A 454-nucleotide genomic window follows, 5' to 3' on the forward strand; every position below is an offset into this window, starting at 1 on the left:
TCCGAATCGGAATCGCTGTCGGAATCTGAGTCGCTGTCCGAATCGGAGTCACTGTCGGAATCGGAGTCGCTGTCGGAATCTGAATCGCTGTCGGAATCTGAGTCGCTGTCGGAATCTGAGTCGCTGTCGGAATCGGAGTCGCTGTCCGAGTCGGAGTCGCTGTCCGAGTCGGAGTCGCTGTCAGAGTCGGAGTCACTGTCAGAATCGGAGTCACTGTCCGAATCGGAGTCGCTGTCGGAATCTGAATCGCTGTCAGAATCCGAGTCGCTGTCCGAATCTGAATCACTGTCAGAATCAGAGTCGCTGTCGGAATCGGAGTCGCTGTCGGAATCAGAGTCGCTGTCGGAATCCGAGTCGCTGTCGGAATCTGAATCGCTGTCAGAATCAGAGTCGCTGTCGGAATCGGAGTCGCTGTCGGAATCAGAGTCGCTGTCCGAATCGGAGTCGCTGTCGG

General features: G+C 56.4%; 1 protein-coding gene. It reads left to right on the forward strand.

Annotation, left to right across the window (positions count from 1 at the left end; all coding sequences use genetic code 11):
* A partial coding sequence (locus tag F0Q32_RS26080; protein WP_188016817.1) for a hypothetical protein occupies positions 1-454 on the forward strand: 454 nt, incomplete at both ends.

This window comes from Pseudocitrobacter sp. 73 (genome assembly GCF_008369545.1).
Taxonomy (GTDB): Bacteria; Pseudomonadota; Gammaproteobacteria; order Enterobacterales; family Enterobacteriaceae; genus Pseudocitrobacter; species Pseudocitrobacter vendiensis.